This window comes from Streptomyces sp. NPDC051738, from assembly GCF_044453205.1.
GTDB lineage: Bacteria > Actinomycetota > Actinomycetes > Streptomycetales > Streptomycetaceae > Streptomyces.
Window position 1 is genome coordinate 223872 of record NZ_JBITCM010000012.1, and the last position, 21081, is coordinate 244952.

A 21081-nucleotide genomic window follows, 5' to 3' on the forward strand; every position below is an offset into this window, starting at 1 on the left:
GTGACATGACCGTGACAGCCGTTCGCTAAAGTGATCGCCATGCATCGACGGGGGCACGTTCTCAAACTCACCGCGGTTTCGGTACTGGTCGGCCTGGCGCTGACGGGCTTCTCCTCCAAGAGTCGGGGCCATGGCGGCTCCGACGGCAGCAGCAGTAGTGGCGGTGGCGGGTGCAGCAGCTCCAGCCAGGACCACGACACCTCGTCGTCCAGCGGGGGGACGTCGGGTTCGACGTACCACGACTACGACGATGACGACGACTACAGCAGCAGCGGCAGCGGTGGCAGCAGCAGCGGTGGCGGCAGCGCCTACTCGCCGACGCCGAAGGCGTCACCGGTCCGGGACGCCACCGTGGAACTGGTCACCTGCACCAGCGTGCGGCAGCCCTACGCGACGGTCACCGTCACCAACCCCAACTCCACGTCCAAGTTCTTCGCCGTGACGGTGGACTTCCTCGACGCCCAGAACCGCCGGGTGGAACGGCGCACCGAGAAGGCGTTCGTCGGCGGCAACGAGATGGAGCGCGTCGAGGTGGACCTCTCCAGCCCGGACCTCGTGGCGAAGGTCGACCACTGCCGGGCCGAGCCCGAGGCCCCGACCACGTAGTGACGGGTGCTCACCTCACCCGGTACTCGCCGGACCGCCGAGCCGCGAACAGATCGGCCTGCCGCTCACCCGGCAGATTCCCCAGCGCGATCAGGTGCGGTGCCTGCGCGAACGCCTGCGCGAGGGCGGCCTCCTTGGCCGCCCACAGCGCCCGTACGGTCCCCTGCACCGCCTCGGCCGGATACCCGGCGACGACGGTCGCACAGCCGACGGCGGCGTCCAACGCCCCATCGGGCTCGGTGACTTCGGAGATCAGCCCGATCTCATGGGCCCGCCGCGCCGACATCCTCTCCGCGCTCCCCATGAGCGCCATCCGCGCCGCCTCTCCGTACGGCATGCGCAGCGCCATGAGCATGGACTCGTAGGCGCTGACCATGCCGTAGGTGGTGTGCGGGTCGAAGAAGGCGGCGGTCGGGTCGGCGACGACGAAGTCCGCCTCGCCGAGGAGATAGAAGGCGCCCCCGCAGGCCATGCCCCGCACGGCGGCGACGACCGGCTTCCACAGATCGTTGGCCTTGGGCCCGACCCGGAGCAACGGATCGTCCATCATGTACGGCGAGCTGGGCTGCGGAACCACGGCGTCCCGGTCGAGCCCCGTGCAGAAGGCCCGCTCCCCGGCACCGGTGAGCACGACGGCCCGTACGGTGTCATCGAACCTCAACTCCCGCCAGACCGCGACGAGTTCGTCCCGCATCGTGAGGTCGATGGCGTTGAGGCGCTCGGGCCGGTCGAGGGTGACGACGGCGACGCCGGTGTCCTTGTCGGCCGCGACGGTGAGGCTCATGGCCGCTCCAGGACCCACTGGGGGAGCCCGGCGCCGCTGAAGACGGCCTGGACCTTGGCTCCGATGCGGATCCGTGCCGGGGGGAGGGAGTCGAGGCGGGCGTCGGGGCCGGAGACGAGGTTGCCGACGAGGCGGATGCGGGGTGCGTCGGCGAGTTCGACGACGATGACGTTGTACGGCGCCTGCTCCGCGTAGTCGGGGAGCAGGGGCGGATGCGGGACGACGTACGACCAGACGCGGCCCTGCCCCGAGGTCCTGCGCCACTCGCACGCGAAGGACTGGCAGTGCGGACAGCAGGGGCGGGGCGGGAAGCGGGGTTCGCCGCAGTCGGCGCAGGCCTGGACGCGCAGTTCGCCCTGGGCGGCGTACTGCCAGAAGGGGGCGCCGTCGGGGTCGGTGACGGGGGAGAGCATCCTTCGATCAACTCCTCAGGAGCAGCGCGGAGGTGGGGACGCCTTCGCCGGCGGTGACGAGACAGGTGGCGGCGCCGGGGACCTGGGCGGTGCTGGTGCCGCGGAGCTGTTTGACGCCCTCGTTGATGAGGTTGAAGCCGTGCACATAGGCCTCGCTGAGCCCGCCGCCGCCGGTGTTCAGGGGCAGCCGTCCGCCGATCTCCAGGGCCCCCTGCTCGGTGAACGCCCCGCCCTCGCCCCTGCCGCAGAAGCCGTAGCCCTCCAGCGAGAGCGGGATGAGGGCGGTGAACGCGTCGTAGATCTGGGCGACGTCCACATCCTGTGGAGTGACGTCGGCGTGCTTCCACAGATGCCGGGCGGCGGTCCAGGCGGGGCCGGTGAGCGGGTCGTCGTTCCAGTAGTTGACCATGCCGTGGTGCTGGGCGGGCAGACCCTGGGCGGCGGAGTGGACGTAGACGGGCTTCTTGGCGCAGTCCCGGGCGCGCTCCCTGCTGACGATGACGCAGGCCAACGCGCCGTCCGTCTCCAGGCAGTTGTCGAAGAGGCACAAGGGCTCGCTGATCCAGCGGGACGTCATGTACATCTCGCGGGTGAGGGGCCGTTCGTACATCACCGCGGCGGGGTTCTGGTTGGCCCGGTTGCGGCAGGCGAGGGCGACGTTGAAGAGGTGGTCGCGGGTGGCGCCGTACTCGTGCATGTAGCGGCGGGTGAGCATGGCGATCTCGTCGACGGGGCGCAGGAGTCCGTACGGCCGGGTCCACTGGGCCGGTGTGGGCAGTTGGGCGGTGGTGTTGCGCCAGGGCCGGGGGCCGGACCCCCGCTTCCGCGACCGCCAGGCGACGCCGACGGACGCCTGCCCGGTGGCGATGGCCGCCGCGAGATGCGCCACCGTCGCACACGAACCGCCGCCCCCGTACCCGACCTTGCTGAAGAAGGTGAGGTCACCGAGGCCGACCGCCTTCGCCAGCTCCACCTCGTCGGTTTCCTCCATGGTGAAGGAGGCGAGCGCGTCGACCTCTCCCGGGGCGATGCCGGCGTCGTCGAGCGCGGCGAGCACGGCACGGCAGGCGAGGGTTCTCTCGTCCTCGGGGAGGTTCTTGGCGAAGGGCGTCTGGCCTATGCCGACGATGGCGGTGGCGTCCTTGAGTCCTGTCACGGGGCACCTCCGCGAGCATGTTCCCTCTGCTGACAGCGCGTCAGGCTACAGCTAATCTGACGGGTAGTCAGCTACTGGGAAATCGCTACTGGTTAATCAGCTACTGGGTTCCGTCGGGAGGCTGTTGTGCGCGGTGACTTGGAATGGGGCAGCATTCCGGAACTCGTCCGAACCGCGGCCGAGCGGTACGCGGACGCCGAGGCGGTGGTGGAGGGCCGCACGAGGCTCTCGTACGCCGAACTGGGCGCCCGCATCGAGCGCGCGGCGGCGGCCTGCATGGCGAACGGGATCGCGCCGGGCGACCGGGTCGGCATCTGGGCGCCGAACACGCTGGACTGGATCGTGGCGGCGCTGGGCGCGGTGTCGGCGGGTGCGGTGCTGGTTCCTCTCAACACCCGCTTCAAGGGCGGGGAGGCGGCGGATGTGCTGCGGCGCTCCGGGGCACGGCTGCTGTTCGTGACGGGCACGTTCCTGGGGACGTCGTATGTGGCGTCGCTGCGGCGGGCGGTCGCGGAGGGGCCGGGGCTGCCGGAGCTGGAGCAGGTGGTGGTGCTGTCCGACGACGCTCCGGCGGACTTCCGGACCTGGAAGGACTTCCTGGCGAGCGGCGACGGGGTGGACGAGGCGGAGGTGCGGGCACGCGCCGAGGCCGTGGACGGATCGTGGCCGTCGGACATCGTCTTCACGTCCGGGACGACGGGCCGCCCCAAGGGCGCGGTGATCACCCACGCGCAGACGCTCCGCGCCTACGAGGTGTGGAGCGACCTGGCAGGCCTGCGGCAGGGCGACCGCTACCTCATCGTGAACCCCTTCTTCCACACCTTCGGCTACAAGGCCGGGGTCATCGCCTGTCTGATGCGGGGCGCGACGATGATCCCCCAGCCGGTGTTCAACGTGAACACGGCCCTCGCGAACATCGCGGCGGAACGGGTGTCGGTACTGCCGGGCCCGCCGACGCTGCACCAGTCGCTGCTGGACCATCCGGCACGGGACGCGTACGACCTCTCCGCGCTGCGCCTCGTCGTGACCGGCGCGGCGGTGGTGCCGCTGCGGCTGGTGGAGCGGCTGCGCGGGGAACTGGGCGTCGGCACGGTCCTCACGGCGTACGGCCTCTCGGAGGCCAGCGGCATCGTCACGATGTGCCGCCGCGGCGACGAACCGTCGGTGATCGCCTCGACCTCGGGCCGCGCGATCCCGGGCACGGAGCTACGCGTCGAGGCCCCGCTCGGCGAGCCCGGCGAGGTCCTGGTCCGCGGCTTCAACGTGATGCGCGGGTACTACGAGGACGCGGCGGCCACGGCGGAGGTCGTGACACCGGACGGCTGGCTGCGGACGGGCGACGTGGGCGTGCTGGACGCGGCGGGGAATCTGCGGATCACCGATCGCATCAAGGACATGTTCATCGTCGGCGGCTTCAACGCGTACCCGGCGGAGATAGAACAGATCCTGGGACTGCACCCCGACGTGGCCGACGTCGCGGTGATCGGCGTACCGGATGCGCGGCTGGGCGAGGTGGGGAAGGCGTATGTCGTCCGCCGCCCGGCTTCCTTGATGACCTCGGACGACCTGATCTCCTGGTCGCGACGGGAAATGGCGAACTACAAGGTGCCGCGGGCGGTGGAATTCGTGGCGGAGCTGCCGCGGAACGCGAGCGGGAAGGTGGTCAAGGGGGAGTTGCGGGGGAGACGATGACGAGTCAGGCGGGCCAGGCGGTGACCTGAGCATCGTTGTGGAGGATGCGGACCTCGTCCATCGCCGCCCGCCCCCCGAACATGCCTCGGCCGCGGCGGCTTCCCCTCCGCGCCGCCGCGGCCGATCCCCGTGTGAAGAGGCCTACTTGTCGTCCAGGTCCAGGACGGCGGGCCCGGCAGGCATGGAGTTGTTGAGCGTCGTGATCGTCGTCTCCGCCTTGGCCGGCTCGCTCGGCATGGAGTTGTTGAGCGTGGTGATCGTCTCGTCCGAGACGGGCTCGCTCGGCATGGAGTTGTTGTCCGGCGAGACGGTTGCGTCCTTCTTCTTGTCGCTCATGGGCTCGTGTTCCCCTTTTTCGGTGATGAGACAGGAACGCCCGTCCGGAAACTCCCCCGAGGATTGCCGGACGGGCGCTCGGAGCCGCAGACTAATCGGCCGGGCTCCTGGTCGGACTGCCTGCCCCCCGTGGCGACGGTCCGACTGAGTACGAGTCTGTCGGATGGAGATAAACGAACGCTGAACGCTCGTACTCCCCAGGTCAGAAGCCCGCCCGCTACGCCGCAGCGGTCGACGTGAGGAGCGCGCGCACCTCCTCGGCCTCCACCGCGCTGTTCTGCTCGTAGAGGTTGAGCGCCTCACGCCAGCACGCGCGCGCCCGGCCCGCCTGCCCGAGTGCCGCGAGCGAACGCCCCAGGAGCGTCAGGACGTTGCCCTGCATCCGGTCACCGCCGATGCAGCCCAGCGCGAGGGCCTGTTCGGCGTACTGGGCGGCCTGCGCGGGGCGGTGCTCGGCCGCGTGCACCTCGGCGATGCGGAAGTGGGTGACGCCCTCCCAGAGGCGCTGCCGGTGCTCGTTGAAGAGGCCGAGCGCGTCGGAGAACTGGCTCAGCGCCTCGGTGTGACGGCCCGCCCGGGTCAGCGCGACGCCCAGCTGGAAGTGGCCGTTGGCCAGGCGCACGGTCCGGCCGACCTCCGTGTGCACGGCGAGCCCGCTCTGGGCGATCTCCACGGCCTTCGCGATGTTGCCCATGCCGAGATGGGCCCGGGACAGGTTGCCGAGGACGGTCGCCTCGAAGAGCCGGTTCCCCGCCGCCCGCAGACCTTCGAGGGCCTGGTCGAAGAAGACCTTGCCGTCGGCGAACCGGGTCTCGTGCAGGCAGATGAGCCCCCGGTTGTTGGCGACCCAGCTGACGGCGATGGAGTCGTGCGCGCTCACCGCCAGCTCCATGGCCACGCGCGCCTCCTGCTCCGCCTGCCGAACACGTCCGGAGACCAGCAGCACATCGCTGAGCACCGTACGCGCCCTGCCCTCCGCCCGTTCGTGGCCCGCGACGCGGGTGGCCTCGCAGGTGGCCTTCGCCGTCATCTCGTACTGATGCGAGTTGGCCCCCGACTCGGTCAGGTCCTTCGCCGCCCAGAGCAGATCGACGGCCCGCCGCAGCCGCTCCGTCCCCGCCGCCTGCCGTACGCAGGCCAGCAGTTGCCCGGCCTCCGTGTACAGCCAGTCCAGGGCCGCCGCCGCCTCGGTGAAGCGCAGCCCCGGATAGCGCGTGGGCTCCAGATGGTCGGTCAGCCGGTCCTCGCCGTGCTCGATCGCGTACACCTGCGCGGTCGTCGCCAGATAGAAGTCCAGCAACCGCGACAACGCCGCGTCCCGCTCACCGGGCGGCTGCTCGTCGCGCTCCGCGCACGCACGCGCGTAGAGCCGGACCAGATCGTGGTACCGATAGCGCCCGGGCGCCGCCGACTCCAGTAAAGAGGTGTCGACGAGGGACTCCAGCAGTTCCTCCGTGTCCTCCGGCGGCAGATCCAGTACGGCCGCCGCCGCCGCGAGCGAGATGTCCGCTCCGTCGGCCAGCCCCAGCAGCCGGAACGCCCGCGCCTGCGCGGCGTCCAGGGCGCCGTACCCCAGCTCGAAGGTCGCCTTCACCGCGAGGTCCCCGGCCTGGAGTTCGTCCAGGCGTCGCCGTTCGTCGGCGAGCTTGGCGGCGAGCACGGACACCGTCCAGGTGCGGCGGGCCGCCAGCCGGGACGCGGCGATACGGATGGCCAGCGGCAGGAAACCGCACGCGGCGACGACGTCCAGCGCGGCCTCCCGCTCGGACGCCACCCGCTCCTCGCCGACGATCTTCGTGAAGAGGGACAGCGCCTCGTCCGGGGACATCACGTCCAGGTCGACCAGATGCGCCCCCGCGAGGTCCACCATCCGCACCCGGGACGTCACCAGCGCCGCGCAGCCCTCCATGCCCGGCAGCAGCGGGCGCACCTGGGCGGCGTCGCGGGCGTTGTCCAGCAGGACCAGGATCCGGCGGCCGTCCAGGAGTGAGCGGTACAGCGCGGCCCGCTCCTCCAGCGAGTCCGGGATCGCCGAGTCCGCGGTGCCCATGGCCCGCAGGAAGGAGCCCAGCACCGTCTCCGGTTCGGCCGGGCGCGGGCCCGCGCCCTGGAGGTCGACGTAGAGCTGCCCGTCGGGGAAGGACGACCGCGCCTGGTGCGCCACGTGCACGGCGAGCGTCGTCTTGCCCACGCCGCCGATGCCGGCCAGCGCCGACACCGCCATCACCCGGCCCTCGGTCCCCGAGGCCGACGCCAGCACCTCGCTCAGCTCACGCACGAAGGCCGACCGCCCCGTGAAGTCGGGGACGCTCGCGGGCAGTTGCGCCGGGCGCACCTGAACCACCCCGGGCTCCGCCGTCGGCGCCGACGGTTCCGCGAGAGCGGGGTCCGCCTGCAGGATCCGCTGCTGGAGCTCCTTCAGGCCGGGGCGCGGGTCCACGCCCAGCTCGTCCGCCAGCAGGCGCCGCGTGTCCGCGTACACCGCCAGCGCCTCCGCCTGCCGGCCGCTGCGGTACAGCGCGAGCATCAGCAGCTCCCGCAGCCGCTCGCGCAGCGGGTGCTCCGCCGTCAGCGCCGTCAGCTCGGAGACGGCCTCGGCGTGACAGCCCTGCTCCAGGTCCATGTCGAGGCGCGTTTCGAGGAGTTGGAGCCGCCATTCCTCCAGCCGGACCCGCTGGGCCTCCGCGTACGGCCCCGGGACCCCCGCCAGCACCTCGCCGTCCCACAGCGCCAGCGCCCGCCCGAGCACCTCCCGGGCAAGGCACAGATCCCCGGCGCCGCGCGCCTTCTCCGCCTCCGTCGCCAGCTCCTGCGCCACCGCCAGGTCCAGCGCGCCCTCGGCCAGGCCCCGCACCGCGTAGCCGCCCGACTCGCTCACCAGGACCCCGGAATCCAGGCTCTTGCGCAACCGGGAGGCGTACGTCCGTACCGCCGCCAGCGCCTGCGAGGGCGGCTCCTCGCCCCACAGGGCGTCGATCAGCTCCGCCGCGGTCGCCGTACGGCCCTCGCGCAGCAGCAGGGCCGCGAGCAGGGCGCGTTGCTGGGGAGACCCGGTGGGGAGTTGATCGTCGCCCCGCCATGCGCGCACCGGACCGAGCACGCTGAAGCGCAGCGCCGCCGCGTGCTCCGCCGCATCTGTCGAGGAGCCGGGACGCCTCTGCTCCGGCACTCGCGGTACCCCGTCCATCGCAGTCCCCCTAGGACCCGTTTACATCCCCGCCAGTTTGCCTTGTTCCGGCAGATGCGTCAGCTGTGGAGTGGCTGATCACAGGTAGACGCGCGGGATATCACAAGGCCCTCACGTGGTCTCCGCACAGTGGCGCCCGGCGATGGCCCTTCTTGTACGGCCGACCGCATAGCTGACGGACCGTCAGATCGGCGCTACCGTGAGCGTCATGGACACCGAGACGACGTTTCCCCTGATCATCTCCGTCGACGACCACACGGTGGAGCCGCCCACCGTCTGGCAGGACCGGCTGCCGAAGAAGCACCAGGACGTCGGGCCGCGCATAGTCCGCGCGCCACTGAAGGAAATGACCTTCCTGGGCGGCCGGTTCAAGCCCGTCATGGGCCGGCCGGGCGACGACGGCCCCGTCGGCGACTGGTGGGTCTACGAGGACCTGCACCGCCCCCTCACCCGCCTCGACACGGCCGTCGGCTACGACAGGGACGAGATCAAGCTGGAGGTCATCACCTACGAGCAGATGCGCCCGGGTTCGTACGACGTCCCCGCCCGCCTCGCCGACATGGACGTCAACCACGTCCAGTCCGCCCTCTGCTTCCCGACCTTCCCCCGCTTCTGCGGCCAGACCTTCACCGAGGCCCAGGATCACGAGCTGGGCCTGCTGTGCGTCCAGGCCTACAACGACTGGATGGTGGAGCAGTGGTGCGGGCCCGACGCCCGGGGCCGGCTCATCCCGCTCACCCTGATCCCCCTCTGGGACGCCGAGCTGGCCGCCGCCGAGGTCCGCCGCAACGCCGCCCGCGGCGTGCGCGCCGTCGCCTTCTCCGAGATACCCCCGCACCTCGGGCTCCCCTCCGTCCACACCGACGCCTGGGACCCCTTCCTCGCCGCCTGCGACGAGACCGGCACGGTGGTCGCCATGCACATCGGCTCCAGCAGCCGTATGCCGTCGACCTCCGCGGACGCCCCGCCCGCCGTCGGCTCCACCATCACCTTCGCCAACTGCTGCTTCTCGATGGTCGACTGGCTGATGAGCGGCAAGTTCGAGCGCTTCCCGAACCTCAAGGTCATGTACGCGGAGGGCCAGATCGGCTGGATCCCGTACATCCTGGAGCGCGCCGACGTCGTCTGGGAGGAGAACCGCGGCTGGGGCGGCGTCGCCGACAAGGTGCACCGCCCGCCGTCCGAGCTGTTCGCCGACCACGTCTACGGCTGCTTCTTCGACGACGCGTTCGGGCTCCGCAACCTGGACGCGATAGGCGTCGGCAATGTCCTCTACGAGACCGACTACCCCCACTCCGACTCGACCTGGCCGAAGTCCCGCGAGGTCGGCGAGGCGCAGATGGGGCACCTGGACGCGGACGTGGTCGACCGGATCGTACGGCGCAACGCGATCGAGCTGCTGGGGCTGACGGACGACGGGCTGTGGCCGGGGCCGGGGTCGGGCGGCGCATGAGAGGGCCGCGGCCCCTGGAAGGGACCGCGGCCGGTGGGCACACTTCCGCAGTGGGCGTCAGCAGTGGGCGTCAGTCAGGGTGCCGGACGCCTGGAGGGAGGAGGCGGAGTCGTCACGGCCGACGTTCTGGCACCCGGAGCCGGCCAGGCCCTCGGGAGGGGTCACCGAAGTCGGGCTCGTCGGAGAGGGTGACGCTGGAGGCGGGGGCGGTCCCGTGTCTCGGCTCCCGGACCTCCCGAGCCGCCGCCACCCAGTACGAGCCCCCCTCGGGCCGCCCTCACCCGGTGACACCCCTGGGACACGAACGCGACGACCTGCGGCCAATCGCACGAAGATCGCGATATTCCGGGCACGTTCGGCACGGAGGGCGCCGCCGTCTCCTGGATCGGCCTGTGCCCCTTGTCTGTTGCGCCGCCAAACCGGACGATGGCGCCCGACCACGCATATGACGGAGCGTCAGATCGAAGAGGAGGGCGTGTGTCCATCCAAGTCCCGCCGGACGGGCGGACGCTGTACGGCATCCAGCTCCCCGTCCAGTCGCAGAGCACGATCTACGCCGAACCCTGGGAGGCCGCCGCCGGCCCGGAGGACCTGGTGGCCGTCGCCCGCGCCGCCGACCGCGCGGGCTTCGCCTACGTCGCGAGCTGCGACCACGTGGCCATCCCGCGCCGCCTGGCCTCCGCGATGAGCACGGTCTGGTACGACCCCGTCGCCACGCTGGCCTTCCTGGCGGGCGTGACCGAGCGCGTACGGCTGCTCAGTCACGTAGCGGTCGTAGGCCTACGGCACCCCCTCCTCACCGCCAAGCAGTACGCCACCCTCGATCACCTCAGCGGCGGCCGGCTGATCCTCGGGGTCGGGGCCGGGCACGTGCGGGAGGAGTTCGAGGCGCTGGGGGCCGACTTCGAGCGGCGCGGGCCCGTACTGGACGAGTCGATCGACGCCCTGCGCGCCGCCCTCGGCCCCGACGAGTTCCCCGAACACCACGGCAAGCTCTACGACTTCGAGGACCTGGGCCAACTGCCACGGCCCGCCCAGGACCACGTCCCGGTGTGGGTGGGCGGATCGTCCCCGGCCGCCGTGCGCAGGGCCGCGCTGAAGGGGGACGGCTGGCTGCCGCAGGGCGACCCGCGTGACCGGCTTCCCGTGCAGATCGCCCGGATACGGCGGCTGAGGGAGGAGGCGGGCATCGAGGCCCGGTTCGCGTTCGGCGCCATCGCCGAGCCTCTGTACGTCGGCACACCCACCTGGGACGTGGGCCGCCGCACGCTCTCGGGGTCGCCGGACGCCCTCGCCGAGTCCCTGCGGGCGTACCGGGCGATGGGGGTTGACCAGATCCAGGTGCGGTTCCGGAGTCGCAGCCGGGGTGAACTCACGGACCAGATGGCGGCGTTCGGGGCGGAGGTGGGGCCTTTGCTGTAGTGGGCCCACCACACAGTGCTCCTTGAAAGCTTGAACATGTCCACGCCCACCGACGTATGTATGGACGTACTGACGTAGACGTACGCCCGTACGGCATCGGCGGAAGGACACATTGACGTGCGCACTTTCCGAAAGCTCACAGTCGCCCTCGCCGCCCCCGCGGGCACCTGGCCCCACCCCGGCTGGCCGGCCCCGGACGACCCGTACGTCGGACGGGTGGTGCCCCTGAACGCGTCGGTGGGGACGGGCGAGGTGATGGACGTCGTGATCCTCCATCGTGAGGACCCCTCCGTGGCCGTACGGGAACTGCCCGCCACCGATGTCCCCGCGATCGTGATCAGCCCGTGCCGGGACACCGAGGCCATCGTCGAGGTGTTCCGGCACGGGGCGGGCTATCTGGTCGAGGGCGACTACTGCACCTGCATGCTCTCCTCGGCCGTCGTGGGTGCGACCGTCGGGCACACCTATCTCTCCCCGGCGGCCTGCGCGGCCCTGCGGGAGGGGGCCCGGCGGCTGCCCACCGGCGGGGAGGCGTTGCTGCGGCTGCGAGAGCTGCTCACGCCGCGCGAGCGGCAGATCATGGAGCTGCTGTCGACCGGCCTGGGCGCGCAGGAGATCGGGCTGCGATTACGGCTGAGCGAGAAGACCGTCCGCAACAACCTCAGCAACATCTATGCCAAGCTCGACGCACGCGGAAGCACGGACGCGGTCCTGCGGTGGCTGGGAGCCGCACCCGTGCTTCGCGCCTGAGAACCGCAAACTCCGCATTAAGGCGCCGGAACCTCCGCCAGCGGGATTTCGACGTCGGTCACGTTCTCGCCGCCCTCACCGAATCCCGGTTCTGCCCTCAGAGCACGCGTCGAATTCTGAATGCCGGACGCTTCTGGAGTTCCGCACTTCACATTGCGCAGCCAGAGGCGGCCGTCGGGAGTTCCGTTCTTCAGGATCTGCGGATAAAAGACGTGGATGCCCGTGGAGCCCTCGCTCGGCGAGAAGAACACCTTCTGTCCGTCCTGTGCTTCCTTGTACGTGGCTCGCAGGAATCCGCTCACGTCGGTGCGTTTGGCGGACCACATGAAGAACGCGAGGCTGTCCCCCTGGACGGTGTCCGTCCTGGTGAACGCCAGCGTGGTCGTCTTGTCGTCACGCGTGATGTTGATCTCCGAGGTGCTGAACTTCGCGCCGATCTCGAAGAAGGAGTTGCCGAGCTTTGTGTCGGCGCCCGCGGTGAATCCGTCCTCCAGCTGGATGGTCCGCGTGACGGAGGCGCTCACGTTGAACGCCTTGGAGGCGGTGGCGGACGATCCGCAGTTGTCGGTCACCGTAGAGACCCGTTGGTTGGGTCCCAGGCCGTTCCGCTTGAACTGGACGTCGACGAACTCGCAGTTCTCCAGCTTGTCGGAGTCCGACGAGCAGTCGGCGGTCACTTCGGAGGCGGTGGCGGCGCCCGCCGAGTTCATCAGCGCGGTGGCCACCGCGACGGCCGCCACGGGGGCCACGGCGAGGGTGATGCGCTTCTTCTTGCTCCGGTGGTTTCCGCGGCCGGGGCGTGTCATGGGGTTCTCCTGTGAGGGGTGGAGGTGGAGGTGGGGGCGGTGGGATCGGGGTTCAGCAGTCGCTCAGGACGGCCTTGGAGGTGCCGTCCACGACACCGGGAGCACCCGCCGCACCCGGCAGGATGACGGGGCCCTCGACGACCTCCGGTGCCACGAAGTTCTGCTCGGGGGAGGGGTTCGTGGCGAAGCCGCCCGGGTCGGCGTCGATCCGCACCCGCCATTCGCCGGTCATGCGCTGCATCTTCGGCGTGAACTCCATGTGCAGCACCTTGCCGACCGGCACGTCCCGCTGTTCCGTGTCCCCGGCGGTCGCCGACTTGAGGGTCATGTCGAGGGTGCCCTTGTGCTTGACCCACGACCCGCTCAGGGCGCCGAACAGCCCTCCGCCACCGCCCTGTTGGGTCACGGTGTACTTGCCCTGGCCCTGGGCCGCGGTGGCCGACCAGGTGATGGACACCTTCGCCGGCTCGGTCGCGTTCGGTTCGCAGTTCGGGAAGTCGATCGACGCCTTCTCGGTCGGCCCGTCGAAGGTCTCGAACTCGGTCTCCACGAAATCGCAGTTGTCGGACCCGAAACTGGGCCCGGCGATCGGGTGCCCGCCGAAATCGGAAATGGACTGCTGTTTGCCGTTGAGCACCTTGGCCCGCATGCACAGATCCATGACCTGGTCGGGCGTCTTCTCTTCGGCGGCGTTCGCCGACGGCAGGAGTACGGCGACCAGGGCTCCGCCGGTCACGACGGCCGATCCGACCGCCACGATCCTGATCTTCCTGTTCTTGAGTCTCCGCTTGGACATGGCGAAGATTTTGGATTCCCTTGACGCACGCCGACAGGGTCAAACGTCCCTACTGGTGAGTCAGGTGAGATTCGCCACAGCAATCCTCGGGACTTGCATCGACAGACGGGTCGGCGTCTCCGCCCTCGCCCGATGTGCGCTACGTCTCATCCGCGAGCTGTCACACCAGGCCGGCGGCCGGTGTCTCCATGCCGAGTCCACAGCACTAGGGAGACATCATGAACGGGAACGTCGAGGTAGTCGTCGTCGGCGGAGGGTACGGGGGCGTGACGGCGGCCAACAGTCTGGCTCGGCGCGAGGGCGTGTCGGTGACCGTGGTCAATCCGCGTCCCGAGTTCGTCTCGCGGATCCGCCTGCACCAGCTCGTGACCGGCTCCGACGACGCCGTCGAGGGCTTCGGCGAGGTGCTGGGCGGGAACGTCCGGCTGGTGGTCGACACCGCGACCCGGATCGACGCTGCCGGGCGCCAGGTGTCGCTGGCGGGCGGCGGCACGCTCTCCTACGACTACCTCGTCTACGCGGTGGGCAGCGGCGCCGCCGATCCCGGGGTGCCCGGAGCGGCGGAGTTCGCTCACTGGGTGTCGGACTTCGAGGGGGCGGAGCGACTGCGGTCGGCGCTGGACACGGCGCCCGCGTCGGCTTCGGTGACCGTGGTCGGGGCCGGCCCGACCGGCCTGGAGACCGCCGCCGAGCTGGCGGAAGCCGGCCGCAAGGTCACCCTGGTCTGCGGCAGCGTGCTCGGCCCCTCCCTGCATGCCCGGGTCCGCCGCCCGGTCGCCCGCCGGCTCGCCCAGCTGGGTGTGACCGTCCTCGAAGGCCCCGGCGCGCGGGTGACGGAAGTGACACAGGACGCCGTACGGCTCGACGACGGCCGCGAGCTGCCCAGCGCGGTGACGATCTGGACCGCGGGCTTCCGTGTCCCGGACCTGGCCGCCCACAGCGGGCTGCGCACCGACGCCGACGGCCGTCTGGTCACCGACACGACGTTGACCAGTGTGGACGACGAGCGCATCGTCGCCGCCGGGGACGCGGGTGTGATGCCGGACCACCCGTTCCGGATGAGCTGCCAGGCCGCCGTACAGCTGGGCCCGGCGGCCGCCGCCACGATCCTGCGCCGTATCGCGGGGAAGAAGGCCGCTCCCGTCCGGATGTTCTTCGCCGGGCAGTGCCTCAGCCTCGGCCGGGACGCGGGCGTCACCCAGTTCTCCTACCCGAACGACAAGGTGAACGCCCTCAGCATCAGCGGGCGGACCGGTGCCGGCGTCAAGGAGATCGCCTGCCGGTTCACCCTCAACAAGCTGCTGTCCGGCGCACGCAAGGCCAGTTCCCGCGCCTCCCAGGGCGACAGCACCGACCGCCTGGAGCGCACGACATGAACGACGACGACGTCACCGACCCCGCCACGGAGGCCTTCGTCGCCCACCGCGACCTGCTGTTCACCGTCGCCTACGAGATGCTCGGCTCGGCGGCGGACGCCGAGGACGTCCTCCAGGAGGCCTGGCTGCGGTGGGTCGAGGTCGACCTGGCGCAGGTGCGGGACCAGCGCGCCTACCTGGTACGGATCACGACCTGGCAGGCGCTCAACCGGCTGCGCACCCTCAAACGGCGCAAGGAGGCCTACGTCGGCCCCTGGCTGCCCGAGCCCCTGCTCACCACGCCGGACGTGGCCGAGGACGTCGAGCTGTCGGAGAACCTGTCGCTGGCGCTCATGTTCATCCTCGAAACCCTCTCACCGACCGAACGCGCCGTCTTCGTGCTGCGCGAGGTCTTCGATTTCGGCTACGACGACATCGCGGCCGCGATCGACAAGAGCCCCTCCGCCGCACGCCAGATCGCCCACCGCGCCCGTCAACACGTCGACGCCCGCCGGCCGCGCACACCGGTCTCCCCGGCAGAAGCCCGGGCGGCGCTGGATTCGTTCCAGGCCGCGCTCGCGACCGGGGATCTGCAGGGACTGCTCGACGTACTCGCCCCGGACGTCGTCTTCGTCAGCGACGGCGGCGGCCTCAAGCTGGCGGCCCCGCATCCGGTCGTCGGCGCCGACAAGGTGCTCCGCTACATGGCCGGCAGTCTCACCAAGGCCGGCGGCGCCTTCACCAGCGAGCCCACGACGGTCAACGGCAACCCCGGACTCATCCTCCGCCTGGACGGCGTGATCGACGGCGTGCTGGCCTTCCGGGTGGAGAACGCCCGGGTCAGCGGCCTCTACTACGTCCGCAACCCCGAAAAACTCACCCGCGTCGAGTCCGAGACCCCCCTCACCTCCCGCTGAATCTCCCCACACCCAGGGAACTGACGGATCGTCAGATCTGGCGATACGATGCCGAACCTCTACTCATTGAGACGGGCTCGCCCGGCGAGCCCGTGCGAAGGGGGTTCCCATGGGCAGGCTCGACGGGCGCGTTGTTCTCGTGACCGGCGCCGCGCGCGGCCAAGGGGAGCAGGAGGCGCGGCTGTTCGCGGCGGAGGGTGCCGAGGTCGTCGTCGCGGACGTGCTCGACGATCAAGGGCGGGCCCTGGCCGAGGAGTTGGGTGCGCTCTATGTGCACCTCGACGTGGGCGAGGAGACGGACTGGCGGTCCGCCGTGGCGGCGGCCAAGCAGGCGTACGGCCGTATCGACGGCCTCGTCAACAACGCCGGCATCCTGCGCTTCAACTCCCTCGTCGACACGCCTCTCGACGAGTTCATGCAGGTCGTGCGGGTCAATCAGGTCGGCTGCTTCCTCGGCATCAAGACCGTGGCGCCCGAGATGGAGGACGGCGGCACCATCGTCAACACCGCCTCCTACACGGCCGTGACGGGCATGGCGGCCGTGGGCGCGTACGCCGCCACCAAGCACGCCATCCTCGGCCTCACCCGCGTCGCCGCGCTGGAGCTCGCGCCCCGGAACATACGGGTCAACGCGATGTGCCCCGGCGCCATCGACACCGCGATGTCCAACCCGGCGCAGCTGGACCCGAACGCGGACGTGGAGGGGATGAGCCGGGCCCTGGACGAGTTGTACCGCAAGCTCGTGCCGCTGGGGCGGATCGGGCGGCCCGAGGAGGTGGCGCGGCTCGCGCTGTTCCTGACCTCGGACGACTCCTCGTACATCACCGGGCAGCCGTTCGTGGTCGACGGCGGCTGGCTGGCCGGGGTGAGCGTAATCTGACGTGCAGTCAGCTATTGACGGTGCACGTGAGCGGTGCCACAGTCGGCGGCAAGTGAATCTGACGGTACGTCAGAAACGGGCGTCAGCAACGAACTGGGGACGGTGAACCTCCTTGGAATTCGGGCTCTTTGTACAGGGATACGTGGGCAAACGTGCCGAGACCGACCCGCTCGCCGAGCACAAGGCGCTGATGGAGGAGACCGAGTACGTCATCCAGGCGGACAAGTCCGGCTTCAAGTACGCGTGGGCCTCCGAGCACCACTTCCTGGAGGAGTACTCGCACCTCTCGGCGAACGACGTCTACCTGGGCTATCTGGCCCACGCGACCGAGCGGATCCATCTGGGGTCCGGGATCTTCAACCCCCTCGCCCAGGTCAACCACCCCGTGAAGGTCGCCGAGAAGGTGGCCATGCTCGACCATCTCACCGGTAACCGCTTCGAGTTCGGCAGCGGGCGGGGAGCCGGATCGCACGAGATCCTCGGGTTCCTGCCCGGGATCACCGACATGAACTACACCAAGGAGATCTGGGAAGAGACCATCGCCGAGTTCCCCAAGATGTGGCTCCAGGACGAGTACGTCGGCTTCCAGGGCAAGCACTGGCAGCTGCCGCCGCGGAAGGTCCTGCCGAAGCCGTACGGGAAGTCGCATCCGGCGATGTGGTACGCGGCCGGGTCGCCGCCGTCGTACGCCATGGCGGCGAAGAAGGGGCTCGGGGTGCTCGGGTTCAGCGTGCAGAAGGTCGCCGACATGGAGTGGGTGCTTGAGCAGTACAAGACGGCGATCGTGGACGCGGAGCCGGTGGGGGACTTCGTCAACGACAACGTGATGGTGACGACGACCGCGATATGTGCGCCCACGCACGAGGAGGCCGTGCGGATCGCCGCGAGCGGGGGGTTGCACTATCTGCCGTCGCTCGTGTTCCGGTATCACGACACCTTCCCGCGGCCCGAGGGCTTTCCGGTGTGGCCGGAGACGTTGCCCGAGTACACCGAGGAGTTCGTCGAGCTGCTCATCGAGGAAGAGCTCGTGATCTGTGGGGATCCGGACGAGGTGCTTCGGCAGTGCAAGCGGTGGGAGCAGGCCGGGGCCGATCAGTTGAGTTTCGGGTTGCCGGTGGGGGTGCCGAAGGAGGAGACGTTGCAGACGATTCGGATGATCGGGGAGCACGTGATTCCGAAGATCGATACGGATCCTGTTCATCGGACCTCGCGGTTCCGGGGTGCCGCTTGATCGCCGTTGCGGGGTGCGGGTGTGTGGGGGCTGGTCGCGCAGTTCCCCGCGCCCCTAGGTAGGCAGGCCGACCGGAGTTGAAGGAGGCAACCCCAATGCTTGATCACGTCATCAAAGGGGCGACTGTTGTCGACGGCACGGGAGCGCCCGCGCATACCGCCGACGTCGGCATACGAGACGGTCGTATCGCCGTCATCGGCACGGTCACCGAGGGATCCCGGACCACCGAGGACGCGACCGGCCTCGTCCTCGCCCCCGGCTTCGTCGACCCCCACACCCACTACGACGCCCAGCTCTTCTGGGATCCGTACGCGACCCCGTCGCTCAACCACGGGGTGACGACCGTCGCCGGCGGGAACTGCGGGTTCACGCTGGCGCCGCTCAATCCCGCCCGGCCCGAGGACGCCGACTACACGCGCCGCATGATGTCCAAGGTCGAGGGGATGTCCTTGGTCTCGCTCGAAGAGGGGGCTCCGTGGAGCTGGAACTCCTTCGGTGAGTATCTGGATGCCCTTGAGGGGCGGATCGCCGTCAACGCCGGGTTCATGGTGGGGCACTGTGCGCTGCGGCGGTACGTGATGGGGGCGGACGCGATCGGGGGGCAGCCCAGTGATGAGCAACTGGGCGAGATCGTACGGCTGTTGCACGACGCCATGGACGCCGGCGCCTGGGGCTTCTCCACCACCCAGTCGTCCACCCACTCCGACGGGGACGGGCAGCCCGTTGCTTCCCGGCATGCCAAGGCCGCGGAGCTGCTCGCGCTGTCCAAGGCGGTCGGGGAGCACGAGGGGGCGCAGATCGAGGCGATCGTCGCGGGGTGTCTGGATCAGTTCAGTGATGCCGAGATCGAGCTGTTCGTCGAGATGAGCGCCGCTGCCGGGCGGCCGCTCAACTGGAACGTGCTGACCATCGACTCGGCGGTGCCCGAGCGGGTGCCCCGGCAGTTGCTGGCGAGTGAGCGGGCGCGCAAGGCCGGGGGCCGGGTCGTGGCGTTGACCATGCCGATCCTGACGCCGATGAACATGTCGCTGGGCACCTTCTGCGCGCTGAACCTGATTCCCGGGTGGGGGCCGGTCCTGGGGCTGCCCGTGCCCGAGCGGATCGCCCGGCTGCGGGATCCGGAGGTGCGGGCGGAGCTGCTGCGGCACGCGGGGTCCAAGGAGGCCGGCGTCTTCCGGCGGCTGACCAACTTCGGGCGGTACGTCATCGGCGACACCTACAGCGAGGCGAACCGCGGGCTGAGCGGGCGCGTCGTGGAGGACATCGCCGAGGAGCGCGGGCAGGAACCCTTCCAGTGCATCGTGGAGATCTGCGCCGCCGACGATCTGCGTACGGTCCTGTGGCCCATGCCCACCGACAACGACCCCGCGTCCTGGGCCCTGCGCGCCGAGGCCTGGCAGCACGAGGACGTCATGCTGGGCGGCTCGGACGCGGGGGCGCATCTGGACCGGATGTGCGGGGCGCCGTACACCACCCGGTTCCTCGGCGACTGCCTGCGCGGGCGCCGGCTCACGAGCCTGGAGCAGGCCGTCAAGATGCTGACGGACGACCCCGCGCGGCTCTTCGGGCTACGGGAGCGGGGGCGGGTGGCGGAGGGCTTCCACGCCGACCTCGTGCTCTTCGACCCGGAGCGGATCGACGCCGGTACGGCCACCCTGGTGCACGACCTGCCGGGTGACAGTCCGCGGCTGGACTCCAAGGCGATCGGGGTGCGGGCCGTGTGGGTCAACGGGGTCGAGGCGATCCGCGACGACGTGGTGACCGGGGCCGTGCCGGGGCGTGTGCTGCGCTCGGGGCGGGACACCAGGACGGTGGCCACCAGGTGACCGTCAACGACCCTGGTCGGCAGCGGTTGTTCGTCGACGGTTCATGGGAGGAGCCGGACGGGGGCTACTACGCCGTCGTCGATCCGGCCTCCGAGGAGACCGTCGGGTGGGCCCCGGAGGCCTCGCGGGATCAGGTGCACGCGGCCTGCGCCGCGGCCCGCGAGGCCTTCGGGCCGTGGTCGCGTACGGCGCCGGAGGAGCGGGCGGCCGTGCTGGCGCGGGCGGCCGACATCATCCACGGCCACCTCGCGCCGTACGCCGAACTGGCCCAGGCCGAGACCGGCGCGACCATGGGGACGGCCCGGGGCATGCAGGTGGGCATCGGGGCGGCCCGGTTCCGGCGGTACGCGCGCGTGGAGCCCGCCGAGTGGGCGATCCCGCCGCAGATCAATGACGCTGGGCCGATGGGGCGGGCGGGGATCATGGGCGCGCTGGCCGTGCGGCAGCCCGTCGGGGTCGTCACCTGCGTCACCTCGTACAACAACCCCTGGGCCAATCCGGCGGGCAAGATCGCCCCCGCGCTGGCCATGGGCAACACCGTGGTCGTGAAGCCCGCCCCGCAGGATCCGCTGTCCGTCTACCGGATGGCCGAGGCGCTGGAGGCGGCCGGGGTGCCGGCGGGTGTGGTGAACGTGGTCTCCGGGCGGGCGGTGGAGGTCGGTGAGGCGGCCGTCGGCTCCCCGGACGTCGACATGGTGAGCTTCACCGGGTCCACGGCCGTCGGGCAGCGCATCGCCGAGGTGTGCGGGCGGGACATGAAACGCCAGCTGATGGAGCTCGGGGGGAAGGGCGCGGCGCTCGTCTTCGACGACGCCGACCTGGGGTCGGCCGTCGCCGGGATCGGGACGACGTTCTCCTTCTACAGCGGGCAGATCTGTACGGCGCCGACGCGGGTGCTGGCCCAGCGGGGCGTGTACGACCGGCTGCTCGAGCAACTTGCCGCGTATGCGGGCCGGTTGAGGGTCGGCGACCCGCGTGAGGCGTCCACCGTCGTCGGGCCGGTGATCTCGGCGGAGCACCGGGACCGGGTGGAGTCGTACGTGGAGACGGGGCGGAAAGAGGGCGCGGTGGTGGTGTGCGGGGGCGAACGGCCGCCGTACGAGCAGGGTTTCTACGTCGCGCCGACGCTTCTCGCGGACTGCTCCAACGACATGCGGGTCGCCCGGGAGGAGATCTTCGGGCCGGTCGTGTCCGTCCTCCCCTTCGAGGAGGAGGAAGAGGGAATCGCCCTCGCCAACGACACCGACTACGGGCTGATCGACTACGTCTGGTCCGGCGACGTCGCCCGCGCCTTCCGGGTCGCGCGGCGGCTGCGGGCCGGCGGGGTCGGGATCAACACCGTCGGACGGAACATGGAGGCGCCGTTCGGGGGGTTCAAGAAGAGCGGCGTCGGGCGGGACGTCGGGTCGTACGCGCTGCACGCGTACAGCGAGGTGCAGGCGATCGTGTGGCCGGGGTGACGGTGGTCGGG

18 protein-coding genes are annotated in these 21081 nt (G+C 70.5%); 11 read left to right on the top strand and 7 right to left on the bottom strand.

The annotated features are described in order from the left end of the window. Positions 1-39: 39 nt before the first annotated feature. A complete protein-coding gene (locus ACIA8X_RS27690; protein WP_399459350.1) occupies positions 40-606 on the top strand; it encodes a hypothetical protein in 567 nt (188 codons plus the stop codon). Positions 607-616: 10 nt separating this feature from the next. Here the strand turns inward: ACIA8X_RS27690 and ACIA8X_RS27695 are convergent, their stop codons facing one another. From ACIA8X_RS27695 to ACIA8X_RS27705, 3 genes are read right to left on the bottom strand one after another with little or no spacing between them, the layout of a single operon-like run. Next, complete coding sequence (locus ACIA8X_RS27695; RefSeq protein ID WP_399459351.1) at positions 617-1390, bottom strand: enoyl-CoA hydratase/isomerase family protein; 774 nt, start codon at positions 1388-1390, stop codon at positions 617-619. Then, a complete protein-coding gene (locus ACIA8X_RS27700) occupies positions 1387-1803 on the bottom strand; it encodes a Zn-ribbon domain-containing OB-fold protein (protein WP_399459352.1) in 417 nt (138 codons plus the stop codon). The genes ACIA8X_RS27695 and ACIA8X_RS27700 overlap by 4 nt, the downstream gene beginning before the upstream one ends. Before the next feature lie 7 nt (positions 1804-1810). Next, positions 1811-2959, bottom strand: coding sequence for a lipid-transfer protein (locus tag ACIA8X_RS27705; protein ID WP_093904565.1), 1149 nt, complete (start codon positions 2957-2959; stop codon positions 1811-1813). A gap of 126 nt (positions 2960-3085) precedes the next feature. On the opposite strand from ACIA8X_RS27705, the gene ACIA8X_RS27710 reads away from it, so the two are divergent. Then, the gene (locus ACIA8X_RS27710; RefSeq protein WP_399459353.1) at positions 3086-4651 is read left to right on the top strand and encodes a FadD3 family acyl-CoA ligase; all 1566 of its coding nucleotides are present in this window, start codon (positions 3086-3088) and stop codon (positions 4649-4651) included. A gap of 141 nt (positions 4652-4792) precedes the next feature. On the opposite strand, the gene ACIA8X_RS27715 is transcribed toward ACIA8X_RS27710, so the two are convergent. Beyond that, positions 4793-4987, bottom strand: coding sequence for a hypothetical protein (locus tag ACIA8X_RS27715; protein WP_393452991.1), 195 nt, complete (start codon positions 4985-4987; stop codon positions 4793-4795). Positions 4988-5204: 217 nt separating this feature from the next. Next, entirely contained in the window at positions 5205-8174 is a 2970-nt protein-coding gene (locus ACIA8X_RS27720) for an AfsR/SARP family transcriptional regulator (RefSeq protein WP_399459354.1), read from the bottom strand. A 208-nt stretch (positions 8175-8382) separates the two neighbouring features. Between ACIA8X_RS27720 and ACIA8X_RS27725 the strand changes: the two genes are divergently transcribed. The 3 genes from ACIA8X_RS27725 to ACIA8X_RS27735 all read left to right on the top strand — a co-directional run bounded on the left by ACIA8X_RS27725 (position 8383) and on the right by ACIA8X_RS27735 (position 11799). Next, the gene (locus ACIA8X_RS27725; protein WP_399459355.1) at positions 8383-9627 is read left to right on the top strand and encodes an amidohydrolase family protein; all 1245 of its coding nucleotides are present in this window, start codon (positions 8383-8385) and stop codon (positions 9625-9627) included. A gap of 483 nt (positions 9628-10110) precedes the next feature. Beyond that, complete coding sequence (locus ACIA8X_RS27730) at positions 10111-11049, top strand: LLM class F420-dependent oxidoreductase (protein ID WP_399459398.1); 939 nt, start codon at positions 10111-10113, stop codon at positions 11047-11049. Between the two features lie 117 nt (positions 11050-11166). Further along, a complete protein-coding gene (locus tag ACIA8X_RS27735) occupies positions 11167-11799 on the top strand; it encodes a LuxR C-terminal-related transcriptional regulator (protein WP_399459356.1) in 633 nt (210 codons plus the stop codon). Between the two features lie 17 nt (positions 11800-11816). On the opposite strand, the gene ACIA8X_RS27740 is transcribed toward ACIA8X_RS27735, so the two are convergent. Together ACIA8X_RS27740 and ACIA8X_RS27745 are read right to left on the bottom strand one after the other, a co-directional pair. Then, positions 11817-12605 (bottom strand): hypothetical protein, encoded by a 789-nt coding sequence (locus ACIA8X_RS27740; protein ID WP_399459357.1) that lies wholly within the window; start codon positions 12603-12605, stop codon positions 11817-11819. A 52-nt stretch (positions 12606-12657) separates the two neighbouring features. Further along, positions 12658-13401, bottom strand: coding sequence for a hypothetical protein (locus ACIA8X_RS27745; RefSeq protein ID WP_393453009.1), 744 nt, complete (start codon positions 13399-13401; stop codon positions 12658-12660). 218 nt (positions 13402-13619) lie between these two features. Here ACIA8X_RS27745 and ACIA8X_RS27750 point away from each other — a divergent pair, with 218 nt between their 5' ends. The 6 genes from ACIA8X_RS27750 (at position 13620) to ACIA8X_RS27775 (ending at position 21070) form a co-directional block, all read left to right on the top strand. After that, on the top strand, positions 13620-14777 hold the full coding sequence (locus ACIA8X_RS27750) for an NAD(P)/FAD-dependent oxidoreductase (RefSeq protein ID WP_393453012.1): 1158 nt from the start codon (positions 13620-13622) through the stop codon (positions 14775-14777). Next, positions 14774-15673 carry an RNA polymerase sigma-70 factor gene (locus ACIA8X_RS27755; RefSeq protein WP_399459358.1) on the top strand — a complete coding sequence of 300 codons (900 nt, stop codon included), beginning with the start codon at positions 14774-14776 and terminating at the stop codon, positions 15671-15673. Before ACIA8X_RS27750 ends, ACIA8X_RS27755 begins: the two co-directional genes overlap by 4 nt. A gap of 109 nt (positions 15674-15782) precedes the next feature. Continuing rightward, positions 15783-16553, top strand: a complete 771-nt coding sequence (locus ACIA8X_RS27760) for an SDR family NAD(P)-dependent oxidoreductase (RefSeq protein WP_399459359.1) — start codon at positions 15783-15785, stop codon at positions 16551-16553. Positions 16554-16665: 112 nt separating this feature from the next. Beyond that, the gene (locus ACIA8X_RS27765; RefSeq protein WP_393453021.1) at positions 16666-17784 is read left to right on the top strand and encodes an LLM class flavin-dependent oxidoreductase; all 1119 of its coding nucleotides are present in this window, start codon (positions 16666-16668) and stop codon (positions 17782-17784) included. 95 nt (positions 17785-17879) lie between these two features. Beyond that, positions 17880-19610, top strand: coding sequence for an amidohydrolase family protein (locus ACIA8X_RS27770; protein ID WP_399459360.1), 1731 nt, complete (start codon positions 17880-17882; stop codon positions 19608-19610). Then, complete coding sequence (locus tag ACIA8X_RS27775; protein ID WP_399459361.1) at positions 19607-21070, top strand: aldehyde dehydrogenase family protein; 1464 nt, start codon at positions 19607-19609, stop codon at positions 21068-21070. The genes ACIA8X_RS27770 and ACIA8X_RS27775 overlap by 4 nt, the downstream gene beginning before the upstream one ends. Positions 21071-21081 lie beyond the last annotated feature (11 nt).